We start from the raw sequence: 22,740 nt of genomic DNA, 5'->3' as shown, positions 1-22,740 counted from the left end.
CAATGCAGAAAACAAGCTGTAACCACAAAAAACGGGGATAGAAGTCGCAAAAATGACAGATAGCGAAAGAATCACAAGACAACCGTTAATGGGACAGCTAGTCTAGCTTATGCTCATTATCAGGGGCGCCCCTCGCGTGGATGGCGGTGGGGTGTACTCTGTTCCAAATGTCCAGTGGGGACGGGAGACAGCATATTACAATGAAGTTTTTGAAACCCATGCTTGCAGCATTGAAGGTCTGCGCTGCGTCTCTACTCCTGTTTCTGTGTCTCCCGCAGTGGCTGTATGCGACTTCTGTGCTGCAGTTGGATATGGAGCAGTTACTCAATGATGCCGCGGTCATCTTCGAGGGCGAAGTCATCGCCAGCGAAGCCCGGTGGAATGAGGACAACACCTATATTTCAACCTGGGTCACCTTCAGGGTGGACGATGTGATAAAGGGCGAGCTGTCCTCAGACACTATTGTCCAAAGCTTTGCCGGTGGCAGGGTGGGAGATACCACGCTTGAGGTGAGCGGTATGGTCTACCCACAGCTCGGTGAGAAGGGTATCTATTTTATTGAAAACCCGGATCGACCGCAGGTGAACCCGATGGTTGGATGGGGTCAGGGGCATTTCAAAGTCAAAATGGATGCGCATGGCACGGAGCGTATGCTCACGGAAAACGAAGAGCCGATACAAGGGCTGGAGGACGCCATGCCCGCGAACAGCGCGCAACAGCGCAAGGCGCAGACGTCCGCGCTGCCGCTGAGCGAGGGTGCAGCTAGTGGCCTGCGACTGGGTTCTCCCCGGGATGGCCTGGATACCGCGATAGACAAAAAAGACTTCAAGCAAGCCCTGAAGGCACGACTGTCGCAGGTCCGTGCTGTCAACGAAGCGTCGGTTGAGGCGAAAGCACGGGAATGAACAAGGGTACAAAGACAGCACTCACGCTGCTGCTCTGTGGCGGTGTATTCTGCAGCGGCAGCGCAGCGGCCTATCAGTTGAGCTCTTCGTATTGGCAGGGCGGGCAGGCACATGTCCACGTTGATTTGGCAGCGAGCAATCCACCCGGCGCGAACCAGCCCAATATCGTTCCTGGCGGCCCTTCAACGGCGCAACTGCAGACGGCCTACCTGCAGGCGATGACGACCTGGAACAATTTTTCGACGTTTTCTTACACCGCCACAAGTAACAGCGGTTATGATGACCCCTGTGAGAATCCCGGTACCGCTCCGCTGAACAGTGTCGTGTTTGCCGACGTCAGTTGTGGAGGGGCTTTTGGAGGCGCAACGCTGGCGGTGCAACAGACATGGTCCTCGGGTTCGAGCGCAGTAAAAACGGGTACGGTATTCAACAACACCAAGCAGTGGGATATTTACACAGGCAATTGGACCGGTACAGCTGAGTTTAAACGCGTTGCAGTGCACGAACTCGGGCACGGCCTGGGCCTGAATCATTCTTCCGACAGTGCTGCAATTATGTGGCCGACGGCCGGGCATACCAGAGTACCCCAGACCGATGATATCGCCGGCGCTGCTGTCAGGTATGACAGCGATGCCGATGATATTGGATTGGCCCTCGACAACTGTCCTGATGATGCGAATTCTTCACAGTCTGATGTGGATCTCGACGGTATGGGAGATGCCTGTGATGCCGATATCGACGGTGACGGTATTTACAACAGCGCGGGCGTGGCTGCCAGTTTTGCGCTGGACTCATTGAGCAATAGCTATTACCCATTCGCCGCTGGTTCTAATGCCTACCGGGCGATGAGTTTTCCGGTGGCCTTTTCCGGGTCGCTTGCCACGATCAGCCTGCCAGTTTCCTGCCCGTCGGGGGATCTCGTGCTAACAGTACGCGCACTCGATGGCTCCGGCAGGCCCACTGGTTCCGCTCTCGCGTCTCAACAGTTTACCTCGGGCTCGGGTGTGCCCACCTCCAATCAGGGAGTGATCGATTTCCATTTTGACACGCCAGCGGCTGTCTCCGGTGGCAGTAATCTCGCCGTGGTTGCCCAGTCGCTGGGTTCTTGTCGGTGGTTTATCAGTTCTGGTGGCAGCTACGCCGGTGGTGCGGGTTTTTTCTCGGCAAACGGTTCGAGTTGGTACAACACCGTCGACTTCCCCTTTAGTATTACCATCTCACCTACAGTGGTGGACAACTGTCCGTCGGTCTCGAATGTTTCTCAGGCCGATCTGGATACTGATGTCATAGGCGATGCCTGTGACAGCGATATTGACGGTGACAACGTCAGCAACGAGGACGAGATCAATACCTATATGACGGATCCACTCGATCCGGATTCGGATGATGACACCTTCAGCGACGGTGAGGAAATTGCCGCGGGTAGTGATCCCAATGACGGCCAAAGCGTGCCCACGATGGCCGATGGCGATATCAATGGAGACGCGGTTGTGGACATCGCAGATGTGCTGCTGGGCCAGAAAATATTGCTTGGCACAGTGACGCCCACACCCGCGCAAATCCAGCGCGGCGATGTGGCGCCGCTGGTCGGTGGTGTGCCGGCATCGGACGGTGTATTCAGCGCTGGAGATTTGCTGATTATCCAACAGAAGGTTAATCAGCAGATCGCGTTCTAGTGGACCTGCCGACGTACGCCGGCAGGCTACAGCATGCGCTCGGGATCACCGGCAATCGCCAGGGTTTTGATCAGGCGGTGTCGGCTGAGGATTCGCGGCAGCCACAGCATCAAGCGGTTGGCGCGGCCGGTCACAATTATCGCCTTGCGGCGTTTCTTCAGAGCATGCAGTGCTTCGGTTACCACCGCCTCTGCCGATTGTGTCAGCGCGCCGGGTAGATTTTTTCCGTCGGCAGCGCCGCCGGAGGCGGTGCTGATAAAATCAGTGGACGTCACACCGGGACACAGCCCCATCACATAGACGCCGCGTGCCTGCTGTTCGGCCCACAAGCACTCCGACAGTGAAGCCACAAAGGCTTTGCTCGCGCTGTACATCGGTTGTGCCGGTGTCGGTAGGTATGACACTACGGAAGCGAGGTTGATCAGGGCATCTCCGCGTTGTGCCCGATGCAGAAACGTGTGAGCCAGCGTTACTACCGCAGTGCAGTTCACATTCAGTATATTGTGTTGCAATGTCAGCTCTGATTCGGAGAACGGTTTGAACGCACTGTACCCGGCATTGTTTACCAGCAGGTTGAAGTGCTCTTCCTGCAGGGCATCGATGACAGTTTGCACACCTGTGTGGTGCGCCAGGTCGGCTACCAGGTAGCGGTGCTGTTCGCCCGGTAACGCAGCGATGAGTTCGCGCAGTTTATCCTCTCGGCGGGCGACACCGGTGATGCTGTAGCCCTGCTGTGCGAGTTGCCGCGCAAATTCCCTGCCAATCCCTGCACTTGCGCCGGTCACCAGCGCTCTTTTAGAAGTCACTGTCTGATGCTCGTTGGTTGCTGTTACAGAGCTCCTCTGCGGTCTCTGCGCGAACTCGCTGCACCAGCAGCCAGATACCGCCAATGGCGGCTGCCGGACTCAAAACAGACCACTGCAGATTCAGCCCGACCCACTTCAGCCAGAATCCCCAGGCACCATCTGCAAGATTGCGGTAGTCCACAAGAATTTCGCCGAGGTAGATGACGGAAGTGTTGCCGTAGAACGCCCCCCAGTTGGTGAGGATGGCGATTCCGACGGCGCTCTTGTAGTACTTACCTCTCGCTAACAGGTAGGCAGCGAGAATCTCCAGGAACCCCGAGTGTGCCAACATTGCCTCATGTGCCAGTTGTGCTTCATGCGGGCGCATGTAGCGGGTGTCGGCGACTGAGTACAGCCACCATGGCCAGAATATCAGCTGATCGGGCTGCAGCTCAGCGCCGAGCTGGTAGAGGTAACTGACTTTCATGTAGACAGCCGGCAGCTCCCAGCCCAGTTGTGCACCACCGCTGGTCAGCAGCCAGACGATTAGGAACTCGTGCCATTTGGCGGTCCAGCTGCGCTGTTCGCCGGGGTTATCGACAAATGCGAACAACGCGGCCCAGTAGCCAATAAACAGGCTGATGGAGACATACTTGTCCGCCGGTGTCGGCTCGATAACCCCGGTCAGAATCAACGTCCATGCGATACAAAACGCACCCGGGACCATGATGGCAGAGGCTATATAGGCACTGCGGCGGATATTGAAGCCGGTATGGGCGGGATGGCTCCAATCCAACAGTGAGGGAATGCCCTGCGGCGTCTTGGCTTGAATTTGCATGGCTTTTTCCCCAATGCGAGTGTTTGATCTGGAGGTGTCTTATTTTGAGCCTGAACTTAGTCTGACACTAGTGTCAGCTTATTGTCAATGCCGGCAGAAGTCGCTAAAGTTATGAACTGACTCTCCGGTATCTCCGCCGTGCTTGCGGGAATGTCCATTAACAAGGAATAGTGCTGATGCCAGCAGCGATGAATACGCAGAGTAAAAAGCGCCCCGGGCAGGAGCAACAACGTAAACTGATTCTGGCTGCCGCCGTTGATCTGTTCAGTGTGTACGGCAGCAACGCCGTCTCTGTGTCGGATATCTGTAAGGGCGCAGGGGTTTCCAGAGATACGTACTATCGCTGTTTTACCGACAAAGGCAGTCTCATCGATGAGCTCTACCAGACCTCGGTAAACGATCACATTGAGAGTGTGCTGAAAGCCTGGGATCTCGATTACGACAACCAGCAATGGTTGCACCGCGTCTTTGACCAGACCATCGATGCCATTCTGCAGCAGCACAAAGTTGCCCGGCTGTTGTTTGTTGAATCTGCCGACCCGAACTCACACGCCTATCGGGTGATACACAGGGCATTTGATAGCGCAGCGCGGCGCATGCAGCGCTGGTGCAGGGCCACCTATGGCAGGTCGCCGTCGCGAGAGTTTTTGGTCGCCTTACTGGTAGCAGCACAATGGTTGGTCCACAATGCCATCACGTCGGGGATGAAGAAGCGCGATATCGACAAGGCAAAGGCGGCGTCAGAACAGCTTTTTCACGCGGCGTTTTCCAGCCTTAAACATCCCGGATAGCCACAGGGTTCTGATTCTGAAGGAGAGTAATAATGGCGGTAGATATCACTATTCCGGACACCCATCGCGATATCCTCGAGCAGGAGTCTCTGGCGATGGTAAGCACTATCCGCCATCAGGATGGACGTATATCCACCAACCCGGTGAGCATCGAGTGGGATGGCCAGTTTGTGCGCTTCAGCACGCTGAAACAGCGTGTTAAGTACAGGAATCTGTTGGCCAACCCCCAGATTACCCTGTGTATCACTTCTTCCACGGACAGCACACGGTACATCGAGATTCGCGGTACCGCTGAACTGACCGATGATCCCGGTGGCGCCTTCCAGCGCGCCATGTGGAAGCGCTTCACTGGCGAGGATGAGTTCGCCTATGATCCTCCCGATGCCGAGCGTGTGATCGTTAAAATTATTCCGCTGAAAGTCTCTGCCCCGAGCCTGTATGGGGGCCGGATGACAAGGTACACCCCTGAATACGCCCGGCAGCACGGCGATGAGTAGGTCGCCTCAACGGATTTACGAACAGTACACCCCTGTGTAGGGGCTCAACCAACTTTTGCGGGGATATGATGAAGACACTATTTGCAGCTTTTCTGATGCTGGCGGCCATGCAGAGTCAGTTGGCACAGGCCGTACAGATGGCGTCACCCAAATCGAACAAAATGGTGAAACTCTGTTCGCAAGGCGGTGCAGAGGAGGCCGAGGAGGTCTGCCAGGCTTTTGTCGAGGGAGTGGCCGGCGCCACGGCTTTTTACGGCGCAGCGCAGCAGATGACGCCGCCATTCTGTATTCCCACATCAACAACGGGAGCTGAACTGGTCAACGTGTACCGTACTTTTCTAGACGACAATCATGCACTGCGGCAGTTTGCCGCAGCTGGGCTGGCGATTGCAGCATTCAGGGCGCAATACCCCTGCGAGTAGGCCTGCGGCCCTCGCGCACCTTTCTTACGTAACCGTCGAGGGTATTTTTCCTCTGCGGGATGATTTCTGCTAGAATTTACGTGGTTTGGCGCACAGACCTAAAAAAAGGGAACAAGGGCTGGCTCAGCCCGCCGTTCGATACATAAAATCACCCGTGCCCAGCAGCCGTTATCAATCTCGAAGCCACAAAAGAACGCCGGGGTATTTTCCCCGCCCCATCAGAGGAATCGCTATGCCCCTATCCTTCCTTGCCAACACAGCCCTGGTAAAGCCACTGCTCCTCCTGTGCGCAATAACACTGGTGACGGCCTGCTCCAACAGCAATGACAATAACAGCGACAATCAGCCCGCCGCGCCGGTTGATCCGGTCGACCCGGTGGATCCTGTAGATCCCGTGGAGCCAACCTATCCTGGCTATACCATAGTTGAGTTGGTACCCGGCGATGATCTGGAGTCGCGAGCGCTGCAAGCCCTAATTACCGCGTCGCCCAGAACGGTTATCCAGTTTCCCGCTGGAATCTATGATTTTACCAGTGAGCTGAGTTCCAGTGTCGACAATATCGTTATTCGCGGTACCGGTATGGACAACGAGCAGGGCACGGTGTTGCGTTTCGATAACCAGATCAGTGGTGCGCAGGGCGTCTATGCGACAGGAAACAATTTCATCATCGAAGATATAGCCATAGAGAATACGCCCGGTGACTCGATCAAAGTCGAGGGCTCTAACGGTGTGACGATCCGCCGCGTGCGAGTCGAGTGGACCAGGGGGCCGCATCCAGATAACGGCGGTTATGCACTCTATCCGGTGCAGACCCGCAATGTACTCATCGAGGACAGCAGAATTCGCGGTGCCAGCGATTCCGGCATCTATGTTGGGCAATCCGTGAATATTATCGTCCGCCGCAACTACGTGTGGGAGAATGTCGCCGGTATTGAGATCGAGAACTCCAAATTCGCCGATGTTTACGAGAACGAAGCCACTGGCAATACCGGCGGTATTCTGGTGTTTGATCTCCCGGGACCCGAGGTGCAGGGCGGCGAGGCAACGCGCGTATTTGACAACTATATTCACGACAACAATGAGCCCAATTTTGCCAGAGAGGGCAGTGTGCTTGAAGTCGTACCGCAGGGTACGGGGATTCTGGTCATGGCCAATGACGACGATGAGATCTTCAACAACGTCATCACCGGCAACCAGTCGGGCGCCATATACGTTGTGAGCTACTACATGGTAGATGCGTTGATCAGCAAGCCCACCTACGACCCGATACCTGAAAAAATCTACATTCATGATAATGACATCAGCAACAATGGCTACGACCCACAAGATCTTGCATCGCTAGTCGGTGCGATCTTTCCGAATGGATTACCGGTCATTTTCTATGACAGCTCAGGCGTCGGCACCGATTCTGGCATGCTGTTGCTTGAGTTCCCTGACGGGCTGACGGAAAGCCAGGCGATGTGCTTCCAGGATGACCGCACGGAAACCACCATGGGCCAGGCCAACGGCTCGGTGCTGCTGGCCGGAATACCGGGCGATGCCAATATTACCGATGATCGTGAACTCTTTGATTGTACCCATCCATCACTGCCCCCCGTGGTGCTTGAGCCACCGATAGACCCGGATGATCCCGATGTCCCTCCGGTGGATACAGAGAAGTTGTGTGGCGCACAGGGTACCGGCCTCAATAGCGATGCGTTTGTGGCAGACTGCCCCAACCTGTCCGATTACCGTTTGTTCGCGGATGCCAGTGACCCGACGCAAAACCCCAACGGTGGCGGCGTTATCTACGATCTCAACACACCGCTGTTTACGGATTACGCCGGCAAATACCGCTTCCTCTTTGTACCGGAAGGTGAGAAGGCGACGTATCGTTCACAGGATGTTTTCGCCTTTCCGGTGGGTACTGTGATAGCCAAGACCTTTGTCATCAAGGCCGATTTGCGCGACGACAACAGCGCGGAGGATATTATTGAAACGCGGCTGCTGATCCATCGCAAAGAGGGTTGGACTGCCCTGCCTTATACCTGGAACGCGGACAAAACAGATGCGATGTTAACCCTGGCGGGCGGTAGTCAGAGTGTGAGTTGGATCGATAGCAATGGCGATCCGCAGTCCACGGACTATGTGATCCCCAATACTAATAACTGCGCCAACTGCCACAAGTTCCACGACGATATCTTGCCTATCGGGCCCAAGGCCAGATCGCTCAACAAGGACTTTCCTTACGATGGCGGTGCGGCCAATCAACTGGAGCAGTGGGCTGCGCTCGATATTCTGAGTGGTGCGCCCTCGGATACCGATTCGATCGACACGATCCCGCTGTGGGGCGATACCACGGCTGATCTGGATGATCGCGCTCGCGGTTATCTGGATGCCAACTGCATGTACTGCCATACTCCCGGCGGCGCAGCGGACACCTCTGGCCTGTTCCTGGAGTACTTCCGCCCGGCGGGGTTTGACACCGGCGTGTGTAAAAAGCCGGTAGCTGCCGGCGGCGGCGGTGGCGGTCTGGATTTCGATATTGTCCCTGGAGATGCTGATGCATCCATCCTGCACTACCGCATGGACTCCAATGACACCGAGGTGCGGATGCCCGAGATCGGTCGCAGCGTGATTCATACCGAGGCGGTTGAGCTAATAGCGCAGTGGATCAACAGCATGCCGGTCGATGATTGCGAGGGCAATTGAGCAGCCCTTATCGGTTCAGGGGGTAGAAGGCGCTATTGAGCAGAGTATGGCGATGTCACAACAGCAGCAAGCGCAGATATTCAATCCCAATGCGCTGAATATGGTGCGTGTTGCCACCTATGATCGATTGGTGGCGGCACCCCTGGTTCGCGTCTGGGAGAATGTTCTGGATTGGGCGCACTTACCCTGGCTTCACGAGAGTTCCTTTGACTATGTCGAACTGGCCGATGCCGGTGATTGGGGTTGGCGTACCTGGTCAAACAGCACCCATACAGATTACGTAGAGCTCACCGTCGTGGATAGCGCACGGTATGTGGCGAGAAGCTATAGCGCAGGCCAACAGGTGTCGGAAATCTGGACAACTCTGAGGGCCGAAACGGACCAGACGGCGGTGCATGTCGAATTCCATTTTCCTGATATCGGCGCCGAGAGTGTCGAGCCACTGGGCAGCGCGATGTTGTCGCTGTATGCCCTTCTATGGGATGAGGATGAAGCGATGATGTGCCAGCGGCACTATCGCCTGCATGAGAAGCGCGACAACGCCTCAGAAATCACACTGGGTAGAGAGTACGCACTGCTGCAAAGCCTGCGTGGGGGCGCAACTATTTTGTTTCAACTGAAGAAGCAGGAGTTCCAGCTTCGCGAGCAGGCGGGGCGCCTCATTGCCCATTCATCGATCTGTCCACACCTGCTGGGGCCATTGACAGACGCGGATCTGTCGACCGGCCGGCTGCGCTGTCCATGGCATGGTTATGAGTTTGATATGGATTCTGGGCAGTGTGTCTATCCGCAGAGTGCGGATTGCAAGCTTGCTACCGCGCCCCAGCTAATCGACGTCGACGATGAGATAATCGCAAGACTGTAAACATCGAATAATGAACGGGGCGAAATCAGGCGGCAGGGAGGGTGATCGGATCGAGCGCTGCATCTGTGCTGCTCAAGCTGCACGGAACGGCCTTCTTGCCCGAGCACTCTGTGCCTTGTTGCTTCTGGGATTCTCTCAGGCGGCAAGTGCGACACAACTCTGGCTGAAAGAAGCCTGCGCTGTCTGTGCGGATAAAGTACACGACAGCACAGGTGTATTTCTACTCAACTACGGTCGGGATGCACTGCTGGCCAGAGCCTGGCTTGCGCGCAATGCCACCAGCAGCATCGATGTGCAGTATTTTATCTGGAGCACCGATAACGTGGGTATTCTGGCCAGCACGGAACTGCTGGATGCAGCAAACCGTGGCGTTAAAATTCGGGTGCTGGTCGATGACCTACTGATCGATGCCGAGGATAGAACCCTGCTGGCGCTTGGCGCTCACGAGAATGTAGACATCCGCATTTACAATCCCCGACATTCGGTCGGCATTTCCATGTGGCAACGGGTTCTGGGTGTGCTGACGGATTTTCGCGGTGCCAATCAGCGTATGCATGATAAAACGGCCATCTTTGACGGTGTAGCCGGTATTACCGGTGGCCGCAATATGGCCGACGAGTACTACGATTTTGATCATCACTACAATTTTCGCGACCGGGATGTCTTGTTACTGGGTATTGCCGTGAAGCAGATGTCAGAGAACTTTGAGGAATTCTGGCAGAGCGATCTGGCCGTGCCGGTGAGTAGTCTGATCGATTCGGATGAGCAGCATCTGGCACCAGCGGATATCCATGCACATTATCAGATGCTCAAAGACTATGCCCAGAACCCGGATAACTTCGCGCCTGAGGTCCGCAGTGCTCTGGATCAGTTATCCCTGCGTTTCAGCGAGCTGGCACAACATCTGGTCTGGGGGCACGTGGTATTCATCAGTGATGCACCCGGGAAAAACGACAATCGCTTCAGGCTGGATGGCAGTGGAGAGTCGACGGACGGTTTGATCGAGCTGGTAGCCCAGGCCACGGAATCCATACTCATTCAATCACCCTACCTGGTTATGCCGCCGGGGGGTATCGAGCTGTTTGCACAATTGGTGGAGAAGGGGGTACGGATTAGAATTTCGACCAACTCCCTCGCTTCAACCGACAACCTTATGGCCTTCAGTGGTTACTATAAGCAACGCGCAGCATTGCTGGACGCCGGTGTGGAAATTTACGAATTTCGTCCGGATGCGGCAGTTCGCCAGCAATTGATACAGCGCGAACAGTCCAGTAACACCATCTTTGCGATTCACGCCAAAAGCCTGTTGGTGGACGGGGAGAAGCTGTACATCGGGACGTTTAATCTGGACCCGCGTTCAGCCAACCTGAATACAGAGGTCGGCATTGTCATGGATAGTGCACCGTTGGGCCAGTTGTTGGCTGACAGTATCGAAACGGATATGGCGCCCGAGAACAGCTGGGCGATCACTCCCTCGTTTAACCCGGACAATCAGGTCAGCTGGCCGAAACGACTGCAGTTACTGTTATACACGCTGGTGCCTATGAACGCGCTTTTGTAAGCAGATTTTCGCAGGGTCGCTGTACTGCATGTGCGGTCGATGCGATGTCAGGCCCTGACTGTGTCCTATCCGGCTGCACGGCGACCTGCGCCGCTGTCGCGGCAAACAGTTATTGTGACAGGCGTTTTAAATTTGGTGATGTGTGAGGTAATGCAATCGGTTAAGGGTTGCTATCACCTGGCAACTAGATTTTAATCAGGTTCGCGTGATGTGCCTTCAGCCAGCTGAGCGCAGAAGCTGGCGAAGCTGTGCAATGAAGCGCGGGGGACATTCCGTCATCTGTGTCGCTTACGATCATATTATCAAGGCCTGCTCATGAGGTTCAGACATAACAATAGAAGTGTTACCAGAAAACATGGGTTGCTCGTGTTGCTGGTGGCTGCGGCATTAACGGCATGTGGCGGCTCCGAGCCACCTCCGGCACCACCGTCTGTCGCTGTTACCGTGCAGAAAGTCATCCCCGCGGATGTACCGGTGGCCAGTGTGTTTATCGCGCAGACGCAAAGTTCTCAGGCGGTGAATATTCAAGCCCGTGTTTCCGGTTTTCTCGAAAAGCGCGTTTACACAGAGGGTTCGACCGTCAAGGCCGGCCAAGTGCTCTTCGAAATGGATAAAAAGCCGTTTCAGGCACAGGTGGATGGCGCCGCTGCCGCGCTGGAGCGCAATAAAGCGGCATTGGAGGTGGCGCGTGCCAATCTTGCGCGAACCAAACCGCTGGTGGAATTGAATGCATTGTCGCAGCGCGATCTTGACGATGCGCGCGGACAGTTTGAGAAGGCTGGTGCCGATGTGGCGCAGTCCGAGGCACAGCTTGAGACCGCGAAATTGAATCTGTCATATACAACCATTACGTCACCGGTGGATGGTGTGAGCAGTTTTTCAGTGGTGGCCGACGGTACCTATCTGGATGCAAAAAATGCCCAGCTGACCACAGTATCAGTGCTGTCGCCCATGTGGATAAACTTCAGTCTGTCTGAAAACGATATGGAGCGAATCCGCAGGGAGGAGAAAGCGGGGCAGTTGAAGCCACCCGAGAACGATCAGTTTATTGTTGAGATCGAGATGGGAGACGGCACGCTGTTCCCGCAGAAAGGTAAAATCGATTTTGCGGATCCCTCCTATAACCCGGACACGGGAACTTTTCTGATCCGCGCGGTGGTCGAAAACCCAGAGGGTATTCTGCGGCCCAATCAGTATGTCAGGACGCGACTGGTTGGCGCCACCCGCCCCAACGCTATTCTGGTGCCCCAACGAGCTGTGCAGCAGAGTGCACAAGGTCATTTTGTCTGGGTTGTAAACGGGTCGGATCAGGCTGAGATGCGCCCTGTGGTAGTTGGTAGCTGGCACGGTGACAGCTGGTTTATCAATGAGGGTCTCTCCAGCGGTGATCGTGTCGTCGTCGATGGTGCATTGCGGCTCGGTCCCGGTACACATGTCACCGTGAACTCCGCCGCACCAGAGAAAGCTGCCACACCAGGGAAAGCTGCCTCCTCGACGCCGACGACGAGCGATTAGGCAAGGGGCCCGCTGCTATGTTCTCCCGATTTTTTATCGAAAGGCCGATTTTTGCCAGTGTTGTGGCCATCGTTCTCTGCCTGGCCGGCGCAGTATCGATGGCGGTGCTGCCGGTGCAGCAGTATCCCACGATCACGCCGGTTCAGGTCACCGTCACCGCAACTTACCCCGGGGCGGATTCAAAAACGCTGGCTGACTCCGTGGCTGCGCCGATTGAAGCGCAGATTAACGGGGTGGACGATATGCTGTATATGACGTCGAACAGCTCGGCCACGGGGCAGCTGACACTGACGGTCTACTTCGAGCTGGACACTGACCCCGATATCGCCCAGGTACAGGTGCAGAACCGCGTCAATCTCGCCCTGCCGCAGTTGCCCTCGGCGGTGACGCAACAGGGTGTGTCGGTGCAGAAGAAGTCATCTTCTATCATGATGCTGATCGGTGTATACGGGAAGGATGATCGCTACAGCGCGGATTACATCGCCAACTACGCGAATGTGTACATTCTGGATGCACTGAAGCGGGTGCCCGGCGCCGGACAGGCACAGATTATGGGCGTGCCGGACCAGGCTATGCGTATCTGGATGAATCCGGACAGAATGGCGTCACTGCGTATTACAACCAGCGATATAGCCACGGCGGTTGCAGAACAGAATGCCTTGTTTGGCGCAGGGCAGATCGGGCAGCAACCGACGGAGGGCCCGGTACAGCTCACCGTGCCAGTAGTGACGCAGTCGCCGTTTGTCGACCCCAGACAATACGAGAATATTATCCTTCGTGCTGACTCGGACAACAGCGCCATCGTGCGCCTCGGGGATGTCGCTCGCGCCGAAGTGGGCTTGCGCCAGTACATTGTCGATTCCAAACTAAACGGTACAGCGGCAACGTTTATTGCCGTCTACCTGCAACCCGGTGCCAATGGCCTTAAGGTGTCGGCGGGGGTCCGCAAAACACTGGAGGATATGAAGGCGAGTTTCCCCGAGGGATTGGAGTATCTCATTTCACTGGATACTAACGACTTTGTAAAAATCTCCATAGAAGAGGTTATTCACACGCTGATCGAAGCGGTGTTGCTGGTTGTGCTGGTAGTCTTCCTGTTTCTGCAGAGTTTTCGCACCACCATCATTTGTACGGTTGCCATCATTGTGGCCCTGATAGCCACCTTCGCCGGCATGCTTGCACTGGGCTTTTCCATTAACCTGATTACGCTGTTTGGCCTGGTCCTGGCGATCGGTATGGTGGTGGATGATGCCATCGTGGTAGTTGAAAACGTCGAGCGCAATATGCACGACCACAATCTCCAGCCCAAGCCCGCCACGATCAAATCCATGGGCGAGATTGGAACGTCGCTGGTTGCCGTTGTTCTGGTTATGGCCTCAGTGTTTGTTCCTGCTGCCTTCCTGCCCGGTACTACAGGACAGCTGTACAAGCAGTTCGCTGTCACTATCGTGGTGTCTGTGGTGATCTCCGGCTTTCTGGCTTTGACGCTTACACCGTCTATGTGTGCAATGATCCTAAAGCATAATCCGCCTGCCAAGCGCGGGTTTTTTGCCTGGTTCAATCGACAGGTGGACAAGACAACGCGCGGTTTCGGTCATGCCGTTGAACTTGTGATCAAGCGCTCGGCCATCGCATTGACATTGCTGCTGTTCTTTTTGTGGAGTATCTACCATTTATTCTCGGTCATCCCCACCGGCTTTGTACCGAATGAGGATCAGGGCTACGTGATGGCGGCCATAATCATGCCGGAGGCGGCGAGCATTGAACGCACGCAGGCTGTCGCCGAAAAAGTGGATGCGGTTTTCGCGAAAATACCCGGTGTGGATACGCGCTCGATGATTACCGGTTACAGCTTGCTGGACAGTGGGTTCAAGACCAACGCAGGTGCTTTCTTTGTCACCCTGAAAGATTTCAACGAGCGCTATGATTCCGCGTCGACAGCGCGGGCGGAAAATGCCCGCACCGTGCTGATGACGCTCGCCAAGGAGACTGCCGATATTGAGGAGGCCATCGTCTACCCGGTGGCGCCCCCCCCCATTCCCGGCATTGGCTCCACAGGTGGTGTCGAATTCTGGATACAGGACACCGGTGCCGGCGATCCCTCGCAGCTCGATGCTGTTACCAAGGCATTTATCAAGGCCGCCGCCCAGCGTCCTGAACTCACGCGTGTCACATCGACGTTCAATGCCAATACCCAGCAATTGCGGGTCAATGTCGACCGCGAGAAGGCTACGCTGCTTGGTGTGCCGGTAGAGGATGTCTACAGCGCTATTCAGGCGCAGTTCGGATCGCTGACAGCCAGCCAGTACAATCAGTTCAGCCGGGTCTGGTGGGTGATCCTGCAATCCGACGCAAAGTATCGGCAGACCCCGGAGGATCTGAAACACCTGTATACCCGATCGCACAATGGCAAGATGGTGCCATTATCCGCTGTTGTCACAACAGAGTGGGTATCCGGCCCTGATATGCTGCCCCATTTCAATGGCTTCCCGGCGGCCAAGGTGAACGCCAGTGCGAAGGAGGGCTTCAGTTCCGGCGATGCGATTGCCGCGATGGAAGAGGTCGCGAATCAAACGCTTCCCCAGGGCTTCACCTATGGCTGGTCCGGTATGGCGTTTGAAGAGCAGCAGTCCGGTGGCACCTCCATGATCGCCTTTGTGTTTGGCCTCATCATTGTGTTCCTGGTGCTGGCGGCACAGTACGAGTCGTGGACGTTGCCGGGAGCGGTGATGTCTGCAGTACCCTTTGGCATTTTGGGCGCACTTTTGATGATTACAGCGCGGGGTCTGGAGAATGATGTGTACTTCCAGATTGGCCTGCTGGTGTTGATCGGGCTGGGTGCCAAGAACGCTGTACTGCGTGTATCCGCCGCAGTGGATTTTCGCAAGCAGGGCAAATCCATTATGGAAGCGACTGTGCTGGCCGGTGAGCAACGACTGCGCCCAATCATAATGACGTCGCTGGCGTTTGCGGCTGGATGTTTGCCGCTGGCATTGGCGATGGGGGCAGGCGCCAATGCACGACATTCAATCGGTACCGGTATCATCGGAGGTATGATCGGTGAGACGACACTGGCGATGCTCTATGTTCCGTTGCTGTTCTACCTCTTTGACAGCTTTGCCGAGCGCAAAAACAAAGCGTCAGATGCGCCTGAATCGGATACCTCCACTACGGAATCAACCGGTTTGGATGGTGGGAGCACCGATGTTATAGCCGCGCCAGAACGTTCAGGAAAGGATGACTGACATGGCGCAGGCTAAATTTCAGGGAGGTCGCCGTGGCAAAAGCTTCTGGGCAGGGTTTGCATGTAATCCCCGTCTGCGCTTAGCGCTGGCCAGTATGGCGTTCATCACAGGATGCACAACGTTGGCCCCGCAGTACGAAAGGCCCGCGATCGATATGCCGGCGTCCTTTCGATTTGAGCCGGCAGCTGTCGCCGCGACAGCCGACACTGCGTGGTGGGAGCAGTTTGGCGACCCGGTACTGGATGAATTGATTGCGACCGCATTGGCCAATAACTACAGCGTGGAAATTGCCGCGGCGAATGTCGAGCAGGCACTGGGGATTGTCACTCAGGCACGCTCTGCGCTGTACCCGCAGCTAGGGTACGGAGCCAGTGGCGAGGAACTGCGTGCGCCGGATACCGGGTTGACCGCCGCGATACCCAATTTTCCGAACCCGCAGGATACTTATGAGGCCTTTCTTTCCGCCAGCTGGGAACTCGACTTATGGGGCCGGATACGCAACCTCTCCGAAGCCGCACAGGCGAGCATGCTGGCATCGGAAGAGGCGCGCCGGGGTGTGATTCTGACGCTGGTGTCCTCTGTTGCAGACAGCTACATCAGTTTGCGGGGGCTGGATGAGCAGCTTGCGGTGAGCAAGGACACTCTGAAAGCCTACGGTGAATTCGTTCGGCTGTATGAATTGCAGTACAAGTACGGGCAATCTTCACTGATGACCGTCGTGCAGGCACAGTCCCAGTACGAAACGGCCGCGACGCAGATCCCTCAGATCGAGTCGCAGATAGCACAGTTGGAGAATGCCCTGTCGGTGTTACTGGGGAACAATCCTGGTGAGATTCCGCGTGGCAAGCCGATCTCAGAGATGGTCGCGCCTGTGGCGCCTTCCGGCCTGCCCTCGACCCTGCTGGAAAGGCGTCCTGACTTGCTGCAGGCGGAACAGGCACTGATCGCATCCAATGCGCAGATTGGTGCCGCAAAAGCGCTGTATTTCCCTACGATTTCACTCACCGGGGCCTTCGGTAGTACCAGTTCAAGCCTGTCGGATCTGTTTCAGGGCTCAACGCGGACATGGAATTACGCCGGGCAGGTGGTCGGGCCGATATTTACTTTCGGTGCCGTCAGCGGTCAGGTGGCACAAGCAGAGGCGGCGCAGCGCGCCGCGTTGGCGAGTTACAAACTGGCAGTGCAGAATGCGTTTGCCGATGTCGATTATGCGTTTGTGTCGAACCAGAAAATTGGACAGCAACTGGATGCGCAGAAGCGTCTGGTTAAAGCGCTGGCAGAGTACGAGCGCCTGGCGAGATTGCAGTACGATGGCGGCTACGTGCCTTACTCTACCGTATTGCAGGCGCAACAGGCGCTGTTTCCTGCGGAACTGACGCTGGCGGCCCTGCGCGCTTCGGTGTTGACATCCTCCGCCGATATCTACAGGGCGATGGGGGGCGGCTGGATCAATGAGGCGGACAAGCTGATTGGCCGGGCACCTCCGGCAGTTGACTCGGTTGATGGTGCCCCACCGCTGTTCTAGTTGAGTTGACGCTCGACGCTTCTCCTTGAATCTCCAACGGGCATGCCTGGAAAAAGGCAGGCCTCCCCTTGTCTCATTGCCGGAATATTGACGCGCATCATGTTGTCCGTGATTCAGGCAGTTCACAATCCAGACAATACTCCGATATATACGATAAAAACTGGATTATGCATGTCGTGAGAAAACCAGCCATGACAGCTAGGGTGTTGCTGACTCTGCTGCTATCCGCAGTGTTGCCGGTATCAGCGCAGGATGCTGCCCCGATGATGCCACTGGCGCTGCAAGCGCTGTTACTGGATCTTGCTACAGCCGGACAGCGGCTGGTGGTGGCAGGTGAACACGGCGTTATTCTCTACTCCGATGACAATGCCGAGAGCTGGCGGCAGGCCAGCGTGCCTACGACACAGATGCTCACGGGTGTCCATTTTGTCAACGATCATCTGGGCTGGGCGGTTGGCCACGATGGTCTGATCCTCGTCAGCGAGGACGGTGCTCGCAGTTGGCGCATCCAACGCGATGGCCTGTCGGTCCAACACCAGATCAATCTCGAATTGCGCGAGACGGCTCACCGCAAAATCAGGCAGCTGAAACAGGCATTTGCGCTGGCGGATGATGAAGCTCGACCGGCACTGGCGTTGGCACTCGAGGATGCGCAACTGGATCTGGAAGACGCGGAACTGACCTTAAGTGAACCTGTATTTACCTCGCCACTGCTGGATGTTTGGTTCCAGGATGCCGAGCGGGGTTGGGCGGTGGGTGCATTCGGTACGTTCGTGACAACGACAGATGGCGGCGAACACTGGGTCAGCCAACAGCAACAACTGGAAAACCCCTTTGAGTATCACTTGAACACCGTCACTGGAGATGGCAGTGGGCAGGTTTTTGTCGCGGGAGAAGGCGGTGTGATGTACCGCTCGGGCGATGGCGGCCAACATTGGGAATCGCTGCAACCCTTTTATGAGGGCAGCTGGTTTGGCGCAGTCTACAACACGGACTACACCGCGCTGCTGGTGTTTGGATTGCGCGGTAATATTTTCCGTTCAATGGATTTCGGCACAAGCTGGGAAAAGGCCCCCAACGACAGCCACATTACACTCGCCGGCGGTACGTCTTCCGCTCAGGGAGATATTGTACTCGCTGGCGCTGTCGGGACTGTTATGGTCAGTGAGGACGGCGGAAGGTCATTCCTGCGCAAGCAGTTGGCAGATGGCCTCAGTCTGAGCAACGGCATAAGGCGCGGCGAACGACTGGTACTGATTGGCCAGGGTGGCGTCAAGATCGTGCAGGAGGGTGACTGAGCATGGATGATTTACCCCAGCGCAGTAACAGTGAACTGCATGGCTACCAGGCTGGCGAGGAAGAGCGTTTTCTGGAGCGCATTATCTTTACCTATCGCCCTCAGCTGCTCATCGCTTTCCTGTTGGCCACGATCTTTTTCGCCTACCAGACGTCAGGTCTGCGGCCCGATGCCAGCTTCGAAAAAATGATTCCGATGGAGCATCCCTTTGTTCAGTCTTTTATCGAGCACATGTCTGATCTGGGGGCAGCCGGAACCACGATTCAGGTGGCCGTGGAGAATACCAGCGGCGATATATTTGATCCCGAGTATCTGGATGTGCTGCGTCAGGTCAACGATGAAGTGTTTTATCTGCCGGGAGTGGATCGCAATCGGATGCGTTCCCTGTGGACGCCCAATGTCCGCTGGGTAGAAGTGACTGAACTCGGTTTTGAAGGCGATAAGGTCATAGATTCGCAGTACGACGGCTCCGATCGTGCGATGGCGCAACTGCGCCAGAATGTGTTGCGTTCCGGTGAAGTCGGTCGACTGGTATCGGATGACTACCGCTCCAGTATCGTGGAAGCACCACTGATAGATATTGATCCGGCATCCGGTGAACCCCTCGATTACTGGGAGCTTTCACAGCTGCTGGAGAAAAACGTCCGGGAAAAGTACGAGCAGCTGTCGCTGGACAGCAACGGCGACCCGAAAGTCCGCATTCATATCATCGGTTTTGCCAAGGTCATAGGTGATCTTCTGGACGGCATTACGTCGATACTGCTGTTTGCCGTGATCACGCTGGTGATTACGTCCGTACTCCTTTTCCTCTATACACGCAGCTTGCGAGGTACATTTTCACCACTGCTTTGCTCAGTCATAGCAGTGATCTGGCAACTCGGCTTGCTTACCACGTTAGGTTATGGACTTAACGCGTACTCCATACTGATTCCGTTTCTGGTTTTTGCCATCGGCGTGAGCCACGGAGTGCAAATGGTGAATGCCATTCTCGGGGAAAGTGTCTCCGGCAAGAATCGTTACGTCAGTGCTCGGCTGGCATTCCGGGCGCTCTATTTGCCGGGTATGGCGGCACTGGTTTCCGACGCAGTTGGCTTTACCACCATGTTGCTAATCCCCATTCAGGTTATCAGGGATCTAGGCGTCGCGGCGAGTGTTGGGGTTGCGGTTATCGTACTGACCAATCTTGTGTTGCTGCCGATCCTGATGTCCTATCTGGGTATCACCAGCAAGACTCTGGCTCGACACCGGAACAATCAGGCGGAGTCCTTGCGGGGTAAAGTCTGGCGGCTGCTCGCTAATTTTGCCAATCCGCGCGTGGCCAGAGTCTCTATAGCGCTGGCTGCAATCGGTTTCGGCGTTGGTATCTATGGTAGCCAGAACCTGCAGATAGGTGATCTTGACGCTGGCGCGCCGGAGTTGCATCCGGATTCACGCTACAACCGGGATAACCAGTTTATCACCGACAATTACGCGACCAGTTCCGATATTCTGGTTGTCATGGTCGAAACTGGCGAACAGGAGTGTACTCTGTACCGAAACCTGAAGCTCGTTGATCAGTTTACATGGCATATGCGCAATGTCGCCGGTGTCAATTCAGCAATCAGTGCGGCCGAAGTGTCCAAGCTTTACGCGGCAGGTTATAACGAGGGCAATCTCAAATGGGCGACCATTGGTCGCAACCAACGGCTGCTGGGTTCCACATTTGATCAAATGCCCGGTGCGTTAATGAATACCACCTGCAGCCTGTTGCCGGTTGCATTGTTTCTCGATGACCACAAGGCCGAAACGCTGCAGAGAGTGGTTGACGCCGCGCAGGCATTCGCCAGGCAGAACAAACAGGAAGGTATTCACTTTGCGCTCGCAGCGGGCAACGCGGGGATAGAGGCTGCGACCAATCAAGAGATTGAAGTAGCCCAGAAGCGCATTATGTGGCTCATCTATAGCGTTGTCTGTCTGTTGATATTTTTTATCTTTGCATCGTGGCGAGCGGTTGTTTGTATCGTCGTTCCGCTGGCGCTGACATCGGCGCTCTGCCAGGCACTGATGGCCTTTCTGGGAATCGGAGTAAAAGTTGCAACGCTGCCTGTAATCGCACTGGGTGTCGGGGTCGGGGTGGACTATGGCATCTATATTTACAGCAAGTTTTCACACTATCTGCGTCAGGGTATGGGAATTCAGGAAGCCTACTATGGCGCGCTCACCACCACGGGCGAAGCCGTCAGTCTGACGGGCGCGATGCTGGCGGCTGGCGTCGCGACGTGGATCTGGTCGCCGATCAAGTTTCAGGCCGACATGGGGATGCTGCTGACCTTTATGTTCCTGTGGAACATGGTGGGGGCACTTTGGCTGCTGCCTGCGCTTGCCCACTTCCTGATAAAACCCGAGACATTCGTAAAACAGAAAAACCGCCAGCTGACGAGGGCAACCGCCTCATGAAGTCATGGGTGTGTGCTGACGCGGTTGGCCGGTTCATTAGCGAGGAAGGGATGACCATGGAACAGCGCGAACGATGGCAACACAAACCCCTGTCTGTAGCGCTTGTGACTATTGCGCTGCTCATTGGCGCAGCCAGCTCACAGGCGCTGTCATTCCAGTTCGGTGAGGATCGTGAGTGGGAGCTCGACTGGGACACCAACGTCGCGTATACCGCCCAGATGCGAGTCGCCAAGCGTGATAATAACCAGTTTCGCTACCGGGATACTGGTGATTTGGAAGCCGACAGCAGGGCCTGGGCCGTACTGATTAATGCCAACGATGGCGACAACAACTTTGATCGCGGTGACCTCGTGCAGAACAAGGTCTCCGCCGTCACTGAAGTCGATCTGAGCTGGCGGAATCTGGGGCTGTTTGCCCGTGCACGCACCTACTACGACGAGGTCTACGATCAGCATACCGAGTTGAGTCAGCAGGACTATCAGACGTACAACAACAACACGAAATTTCCCAACGGCGACGCCTATTTTCGGCAGTTTCCCGATGGCACGGTAGATGAGCACCGGGATCGTCTGGAGATGCTGGATTACTTCCTATATGCCAGCGGCGAGGCCTTTGGGGATCGTCTCTATAGTATCAGGCTTGGCAGCCAGGTGATCAACTGGGGCGAGGCTACGTTCACCCAGGGCATCAACGGCCTGCAGAATCGCGCGGACCTGATCGCCCGCAATACGCCAGGGGTGGAGGTCAAGGAGATACTGTTACCCACGGGTGCCATATACGGTCAGATCGATCTGACCATGGATCTAACGTTTGAAGCCTACTACCAGTACGAATGGAAGAAAACAGAGCTCAATGGCGTGGGCAGTTATTTCAGCGACCGGGATTTTCTCGGCCCCGGTGCCAGAAACTTCCTGATTCCGATCGGTTCAAACCCGGACAGTATCACCGCAGTGCCGCGCACAGCGGATGATAGCGCATCAGCCAGCGGTCAGTGGGGAGCAGCGCTGCACTGGATCGTTCTCGGGGACACGGACCTCGGCTTTTACTACATCAATGCCCACAGTAAGGCGCCGGCTTACCAGATCAACTATCCGGCGAACGGCAACCCACTACCGGAGTCATACACGATTGTCTACTTCGAGGATATACAGGGCTACGCTGCCAGCTTCACTACTGTGCTGGGTATCACCAATGTGCAGGGTGAGGTTTCCTTCAAGACAGGTATGCCGGTCGTGCTTGAGAACGGCGACCCCGTTGAAGGTGATCTGGCGTCTTATCAAATCGGAGGCTCGTACGTCTTCGAGCCCAATGCGCTATGGGACGATGCCAATTTGACCTTTGAACTGGCAGGTGCGTACCTCACATCGCACGACAGCGGTGAATTGTTGTATGACGACAACGGTACCGTCATCAACCTGCGTCTCGAACTGGCCTATCTCAACCTGATGCCGGGGCTTGATTTGAAAGTTCCCATATTCTTCAGGCGCGGTATGGACGGCAATATTCTGGAAAGTGAGATGGTGGAAGATTCATCGGCTGTGAATATCGAGTTCCAGTTTATCTATCTGAATAATTTTACGACGAAGATAGGCTATTCCAACTTCTTTGATGGTGGTGAGAACACCTACATCAATGATCGCGACAATATATCTCTCAATATTTCATACAGTTTTTAAGATAACGAGGAGGA

General features: G+C 55.6%; 16 protein-coding genes. 14 read left to right on the top strand and 2 right to left on the bottom strand.

The annotated features are described in order from the left end of the window. Nucleotides 1-200 precede the first annotated feature (200 nt). Nucleotides 201-905, top strand: coding sequence for a hypothetical protein (locus AC0L6S_RS09505; protein ID WP_473428246.1), 705 nt, complete (start codon nucleotides 201-203; stop codon nucleotides 903-905). Further along, on the top strand, nucleotides 902-2,581 hold the full coding sequence (locus tag AC0L6S_RS09500) for a matrixin family metalloprotease (protein WP_473428245.1): 1,680 nt from the start codon (nucleotides 902-904) through the stop codon (nucleotides 2,579-2,581). Before AC0L6S_RS09505 ends, AC0L6S_RS09500 begins: the two co-directional genes overlap by 4 nt. A 26-nt stretch (nucleotides 2,582-2,607) precedes the next feature. Here AC0L6S_RS09500 and AC0L6S_RS09495 read toward each other — a convergent pair whose 3' ends face one another. Together AC0L6S_RS09495 and AC0L6S_RS09490 are read right to left on the bottom strand one after the other, a co-directional pair. Continuing rightward, nucleotides 2,608-3,387, bottom strand: a complete 780-nt coding sequence (locus AC0L6S_RS09495) for an SDR family NAD(P)-dependent oxidoreductase (RefSeq protein ID WP_473428244.1) — start codon at nucleotides 3,385-3,387, stop codon at nucleotides 2,608-2,610. Beyond that, nucleotides 3,377-4,204, bottom strand: coding sequence for a hypothetical protein (locus AC0L6S_RS09490; RefSeq protein WP_473428243.1), 828 nt, complete (start codon nucleotides 4,202-4,204; stop codon nucleotides 3,377-3,379). Before AC0L6S_RS09490 ends, AC0L6S_RS09495 begins: the two co-directional genes overlap by 11 nt. A 176-nt stretch (nucleotides 4,205-4,380) precedes the next feature. Between AC0L6S_RS09490 and AC0L6S_RS09485 the strand changes: the two genes are divergently transcribed. The 12 genes from AC0L6S_RS09485 (at nucleotide 4,381) to AC0L6S_RS09430 (ending at nucleotide 22,726) form a co-directional block, all read left to right on the top strand. Next, on the top strand, nucleotides 4,381-4,995 hold the full coding sequence (locus tag AC0L6S_RS09485; protein WP_473428242.1) for a TetR/AcrR family transcriptional regulator: 615 nt from the start codon (nucleotides 4,381-4,383) through the stop codon (nucleotides 4,993-4,995). A gap of 32 nt (nucleotides 4,996-5,027) precedes the next feature. Beyond that, nucleotides 5,028-5,492 (top strand): PPOX class F420-dependent oxidoreductase, encoded by a 465-nt coding sequence (locus AC0L6S_RS09480; RefSeq protein WP_473428241.1) that lies wholly within the window; start codon nucleotides 5,028-5,030, stop codon nucleotides 5,490-5,492. A 68-nt stretch (nucleotides 5,493-5,560) separates the two neighbouring features. Next, complete coding sequence (locus AC0L6S_RS09475; RefSeq protein ID WP_473428240.1) at nucleotides 5,561-5,914, top strand: Rap1a/Tai family immunity protein; 354 nt, start codon at nucleotides 5,561-5,563, stop codon at nucleotides 5,912-5,914. Between the two features lie 232 nt (nucleotides 5,915-6,146). Further along, nucleotides 6,147-8,606, top strand: coding sequence for an SO2930 family diheme c-type cytochrome (locus AC0L6S_RS09470; protein ID WP_473428239.1), 2,460 nt, complete (start codon nucleotides 6,147-6,149; stop codon nucleotides 8,604-8,606). Continuing rightward, nucleotides 8,587-9,471 carry a Rieske (2Fe-2S) protein gene (locus AC0L6S_RS09465; RefSeq protein WP_473428238.1) on the top strand — a complete coding sequence of 295 codons (885 nt, stop codon included), beginning with the start codon at nucleotides 8,587-8,589 and terminating at the stop codon, nucleotides 9,469-9,471. The genes AC0L6S_RS09470 and AC0L6S_RS09465 overlap by 20 nt, the downstream gene beginning before the upstream one ends. 115 nt (nucleotides 9,472-9,586) lie before the next feature. Further along, a complete protein-coding gene (locus AC0L6S_RS09460) occupies nucleotides 9,587-11,032 on the top strand; it encodes a phospholipase D family protein (RefSeq protein ID WP_473428237.1) in 1,446 nt (481 codons plus the stop codon). Nucleotides 11,033-11,347: 315 nt separating this feature from the next. Continuing rightward, nucleotides 11,348-12,547, top strand: a complete 1,200-nt coding sequence (locus tag AC0L6S_RS09455) for an efflux RND transporter periplasmic adaptor subunit (RefSeq protein ID WP_473428236.1) — start codon at nucleotides 11,348-11,350, stop codon at nucleotides 12,545-12,547. A gap of 17 nt (nucleotides 12,548-12,564) precedes the next feature. Then, the gene (locus tag AC0L6S_RS09450) at nucleotides 12,565-15,792 is read left to right on the top strand and encodes an efflux RND transporter permease subunit (protein WP_473428235.1); all 3,228 of its coding nucleotides are present in this window, start codon (nucleotides 12,565-12,567) and stop codon (nucleotides 15,790-15,792) included. A gap of 1 nt (nucleotide 15,793) precedes the next feature. Beyond that, on the top strand, nucleotides 15,794-17,317 hold the full coding sequence (locus AC0L6S_RS09445) for an efflux transporter outer membrane subunit (protein ID WP_473428234.1): 1,524 nt from the start codon (nucleotides 15,794-15,796) through the stop codon (nucleotides 17,315-17,317). A 191-nt stretch (nucleotides 17,318-17,508) separates the two neighbouring features. Beyond that, the gene (locus tag AC0L6S_RS09440) at nucleotides 17,509-18,615 is read left to right on the top strand and encodes a WD40/YVTN/BNR-like repeat-containing protein (RefSeq protein WP_473428233.1); all 1,107 of its coding nucleotides are present in this window, start codon (nucleotides 17,509-17,511) and stop codon (nucleotides 18,613-18,615) included. Nucleotides 18,616-18,617: 2 nt separating this feature from the next. Next, on the top strand, nucleotides 18,618-21,050 hold the full coding sequence (locus AC0L6S_RS09435) for an efflux RND transporter permease subunit (RefSeq protein WP_473428232.1): 2,433 nt from the start codon (nucleotides 18,618-18,620) through the stop codon (nucleotides 21,048-21,050). Between the two features lie 56 nt (nucleotides 21,051-21,106). After that, nucleotides 21,107-22,726 carry a DUF1302 domain-containing protein gene (locus AC0L6S_RS09430; protein ID WP_473428231.1) on the top strand — a complete coding sequence of 540 codons (1,620 nt, stop codon included), beginning with the start codon at nucleotides 21,107-21,109 and terminating at the stop codon, nucleotides 22,724-22,726. Nucleotides 22,727-22,740 lie beyond the last annotated feature (14 nt).

It is taken from the genome of Halioglobus sp. D3-4, from assembly GCF_055809315.1.
The sequence above is the reverse complement of the archived record's forward strand: the minus strand, read 5'-3'. Positions and strand labels throughout refer to the sequence as shown.

What these genes read in the sequence shown, in the direction of transcription:
- AC0L6S_RS09505 (WP_473428246.1), top strand. Translation starts at nt 201, where the DNA reads ATGAAGTTTTTGAAACCCATGCTTGCAGCATTGAAGGTCTGCGCTGCG.
- AC0L6S_RS09500 (WP_473428245.1), top strand. Translation starts at nt 902, where the DNA reads ATGAACAAGGGTACAAAGACAGCACTCACGCTGCTGCTCTGTGGCGGT.
- AC0L6S_RS09490 (WP_473428243.1), bottom strand. Translation starts at nt 4,204, where the DNA reads ATGCAAATTCAAGCCAAGACGCCGCAGGGCATTCCCTCACTGTTGGAT.
- AC0L6S_RS09485 (WP_473428242.1), top strand. Translation starts at nt 4,381, where the DNA reads ATGCCAGCAGCGATGAATACGCAGAGTAAAAAGCGCCCCGGGCAGGAG.
- AC0L6S_RS09480 (WP_473428241.1), top strand. Translation starts at nt 5,028, where the DNA reads ATGGCGGTAGATATCACTATTCCGGACACCCATCGCGATATCCTCGAG.
- AC0L6S_RS09475 (WP_473428240.1), top strand. Translation starts at nt 5,561, where the DNA reads ATGAAGACACTATTTGCAGCTTTTCTGATGCTGGCGGCCATGCAGAGT.
- AC0L6S_RS09470 (WP_473428239.1), top strand. Translation starts at nt 6,147, where the DNA reads ATGCCCCTATCCTTCCTTGCCAACACAGCCCTGGTAAAGCCACTGCTC.
- AC0L6S_RS09465 (WP_473428238.1), top strand. Translation starts at nt 8,587, where the DNA reads ATGATTGCGAGGGCAATTGAGCAGCCCTTATCGGTTCAGGGGGTAGAA.
- AC0L6S_RS09455 (WP_473428236.1), top strand. Translation starts at nt 11,348, where the DNA reads ATGAGGTTCAGACATAACAATAGAAGTGTTACCAGAAAACATGGGTTG.
- AC0L6S_RS09450 (WP_473428235.1), top strand. Translation starts at nt 12,565, where the DNA reads ATGTTCTCCCGATTTTTTATCGAAAGGCCGATTTTTGCCAGTGTTGTG.
- AC0L6S_RS09445 (WP_473428234.1), top strand. Translation starts at nt 15,794, where the DNA reads ATGGCGCAGGCTAAATTTCAGGGAGGTCGCCGTGGCAAAAGCTTCTGG.
- AC0L6S_RS09440 (WP_473428233.1), top strand. Translation starts at nt 17,509, where the DNA reads ATGACAGCTAGGGTGTTGCTGACTCTGCTGCTATCCGCAGTGTTGCCG.
- AC0L6S_RS09435 (WP_473428232.1), top strand. Translation starts at nt 18,618, where the DNA reads ATGGATGATTTACCCCAGCGCAGTAACAGTGAACTGCATGGCTACCAG.
- AC0L6S_RS09430 (WP_473428231.1), top strand. Translation starts at nt 21,107, where the DNA reads ATGGAACAGCGCGAACGATGGCAACACAAACCCCTGTCTGTAGCGCTT.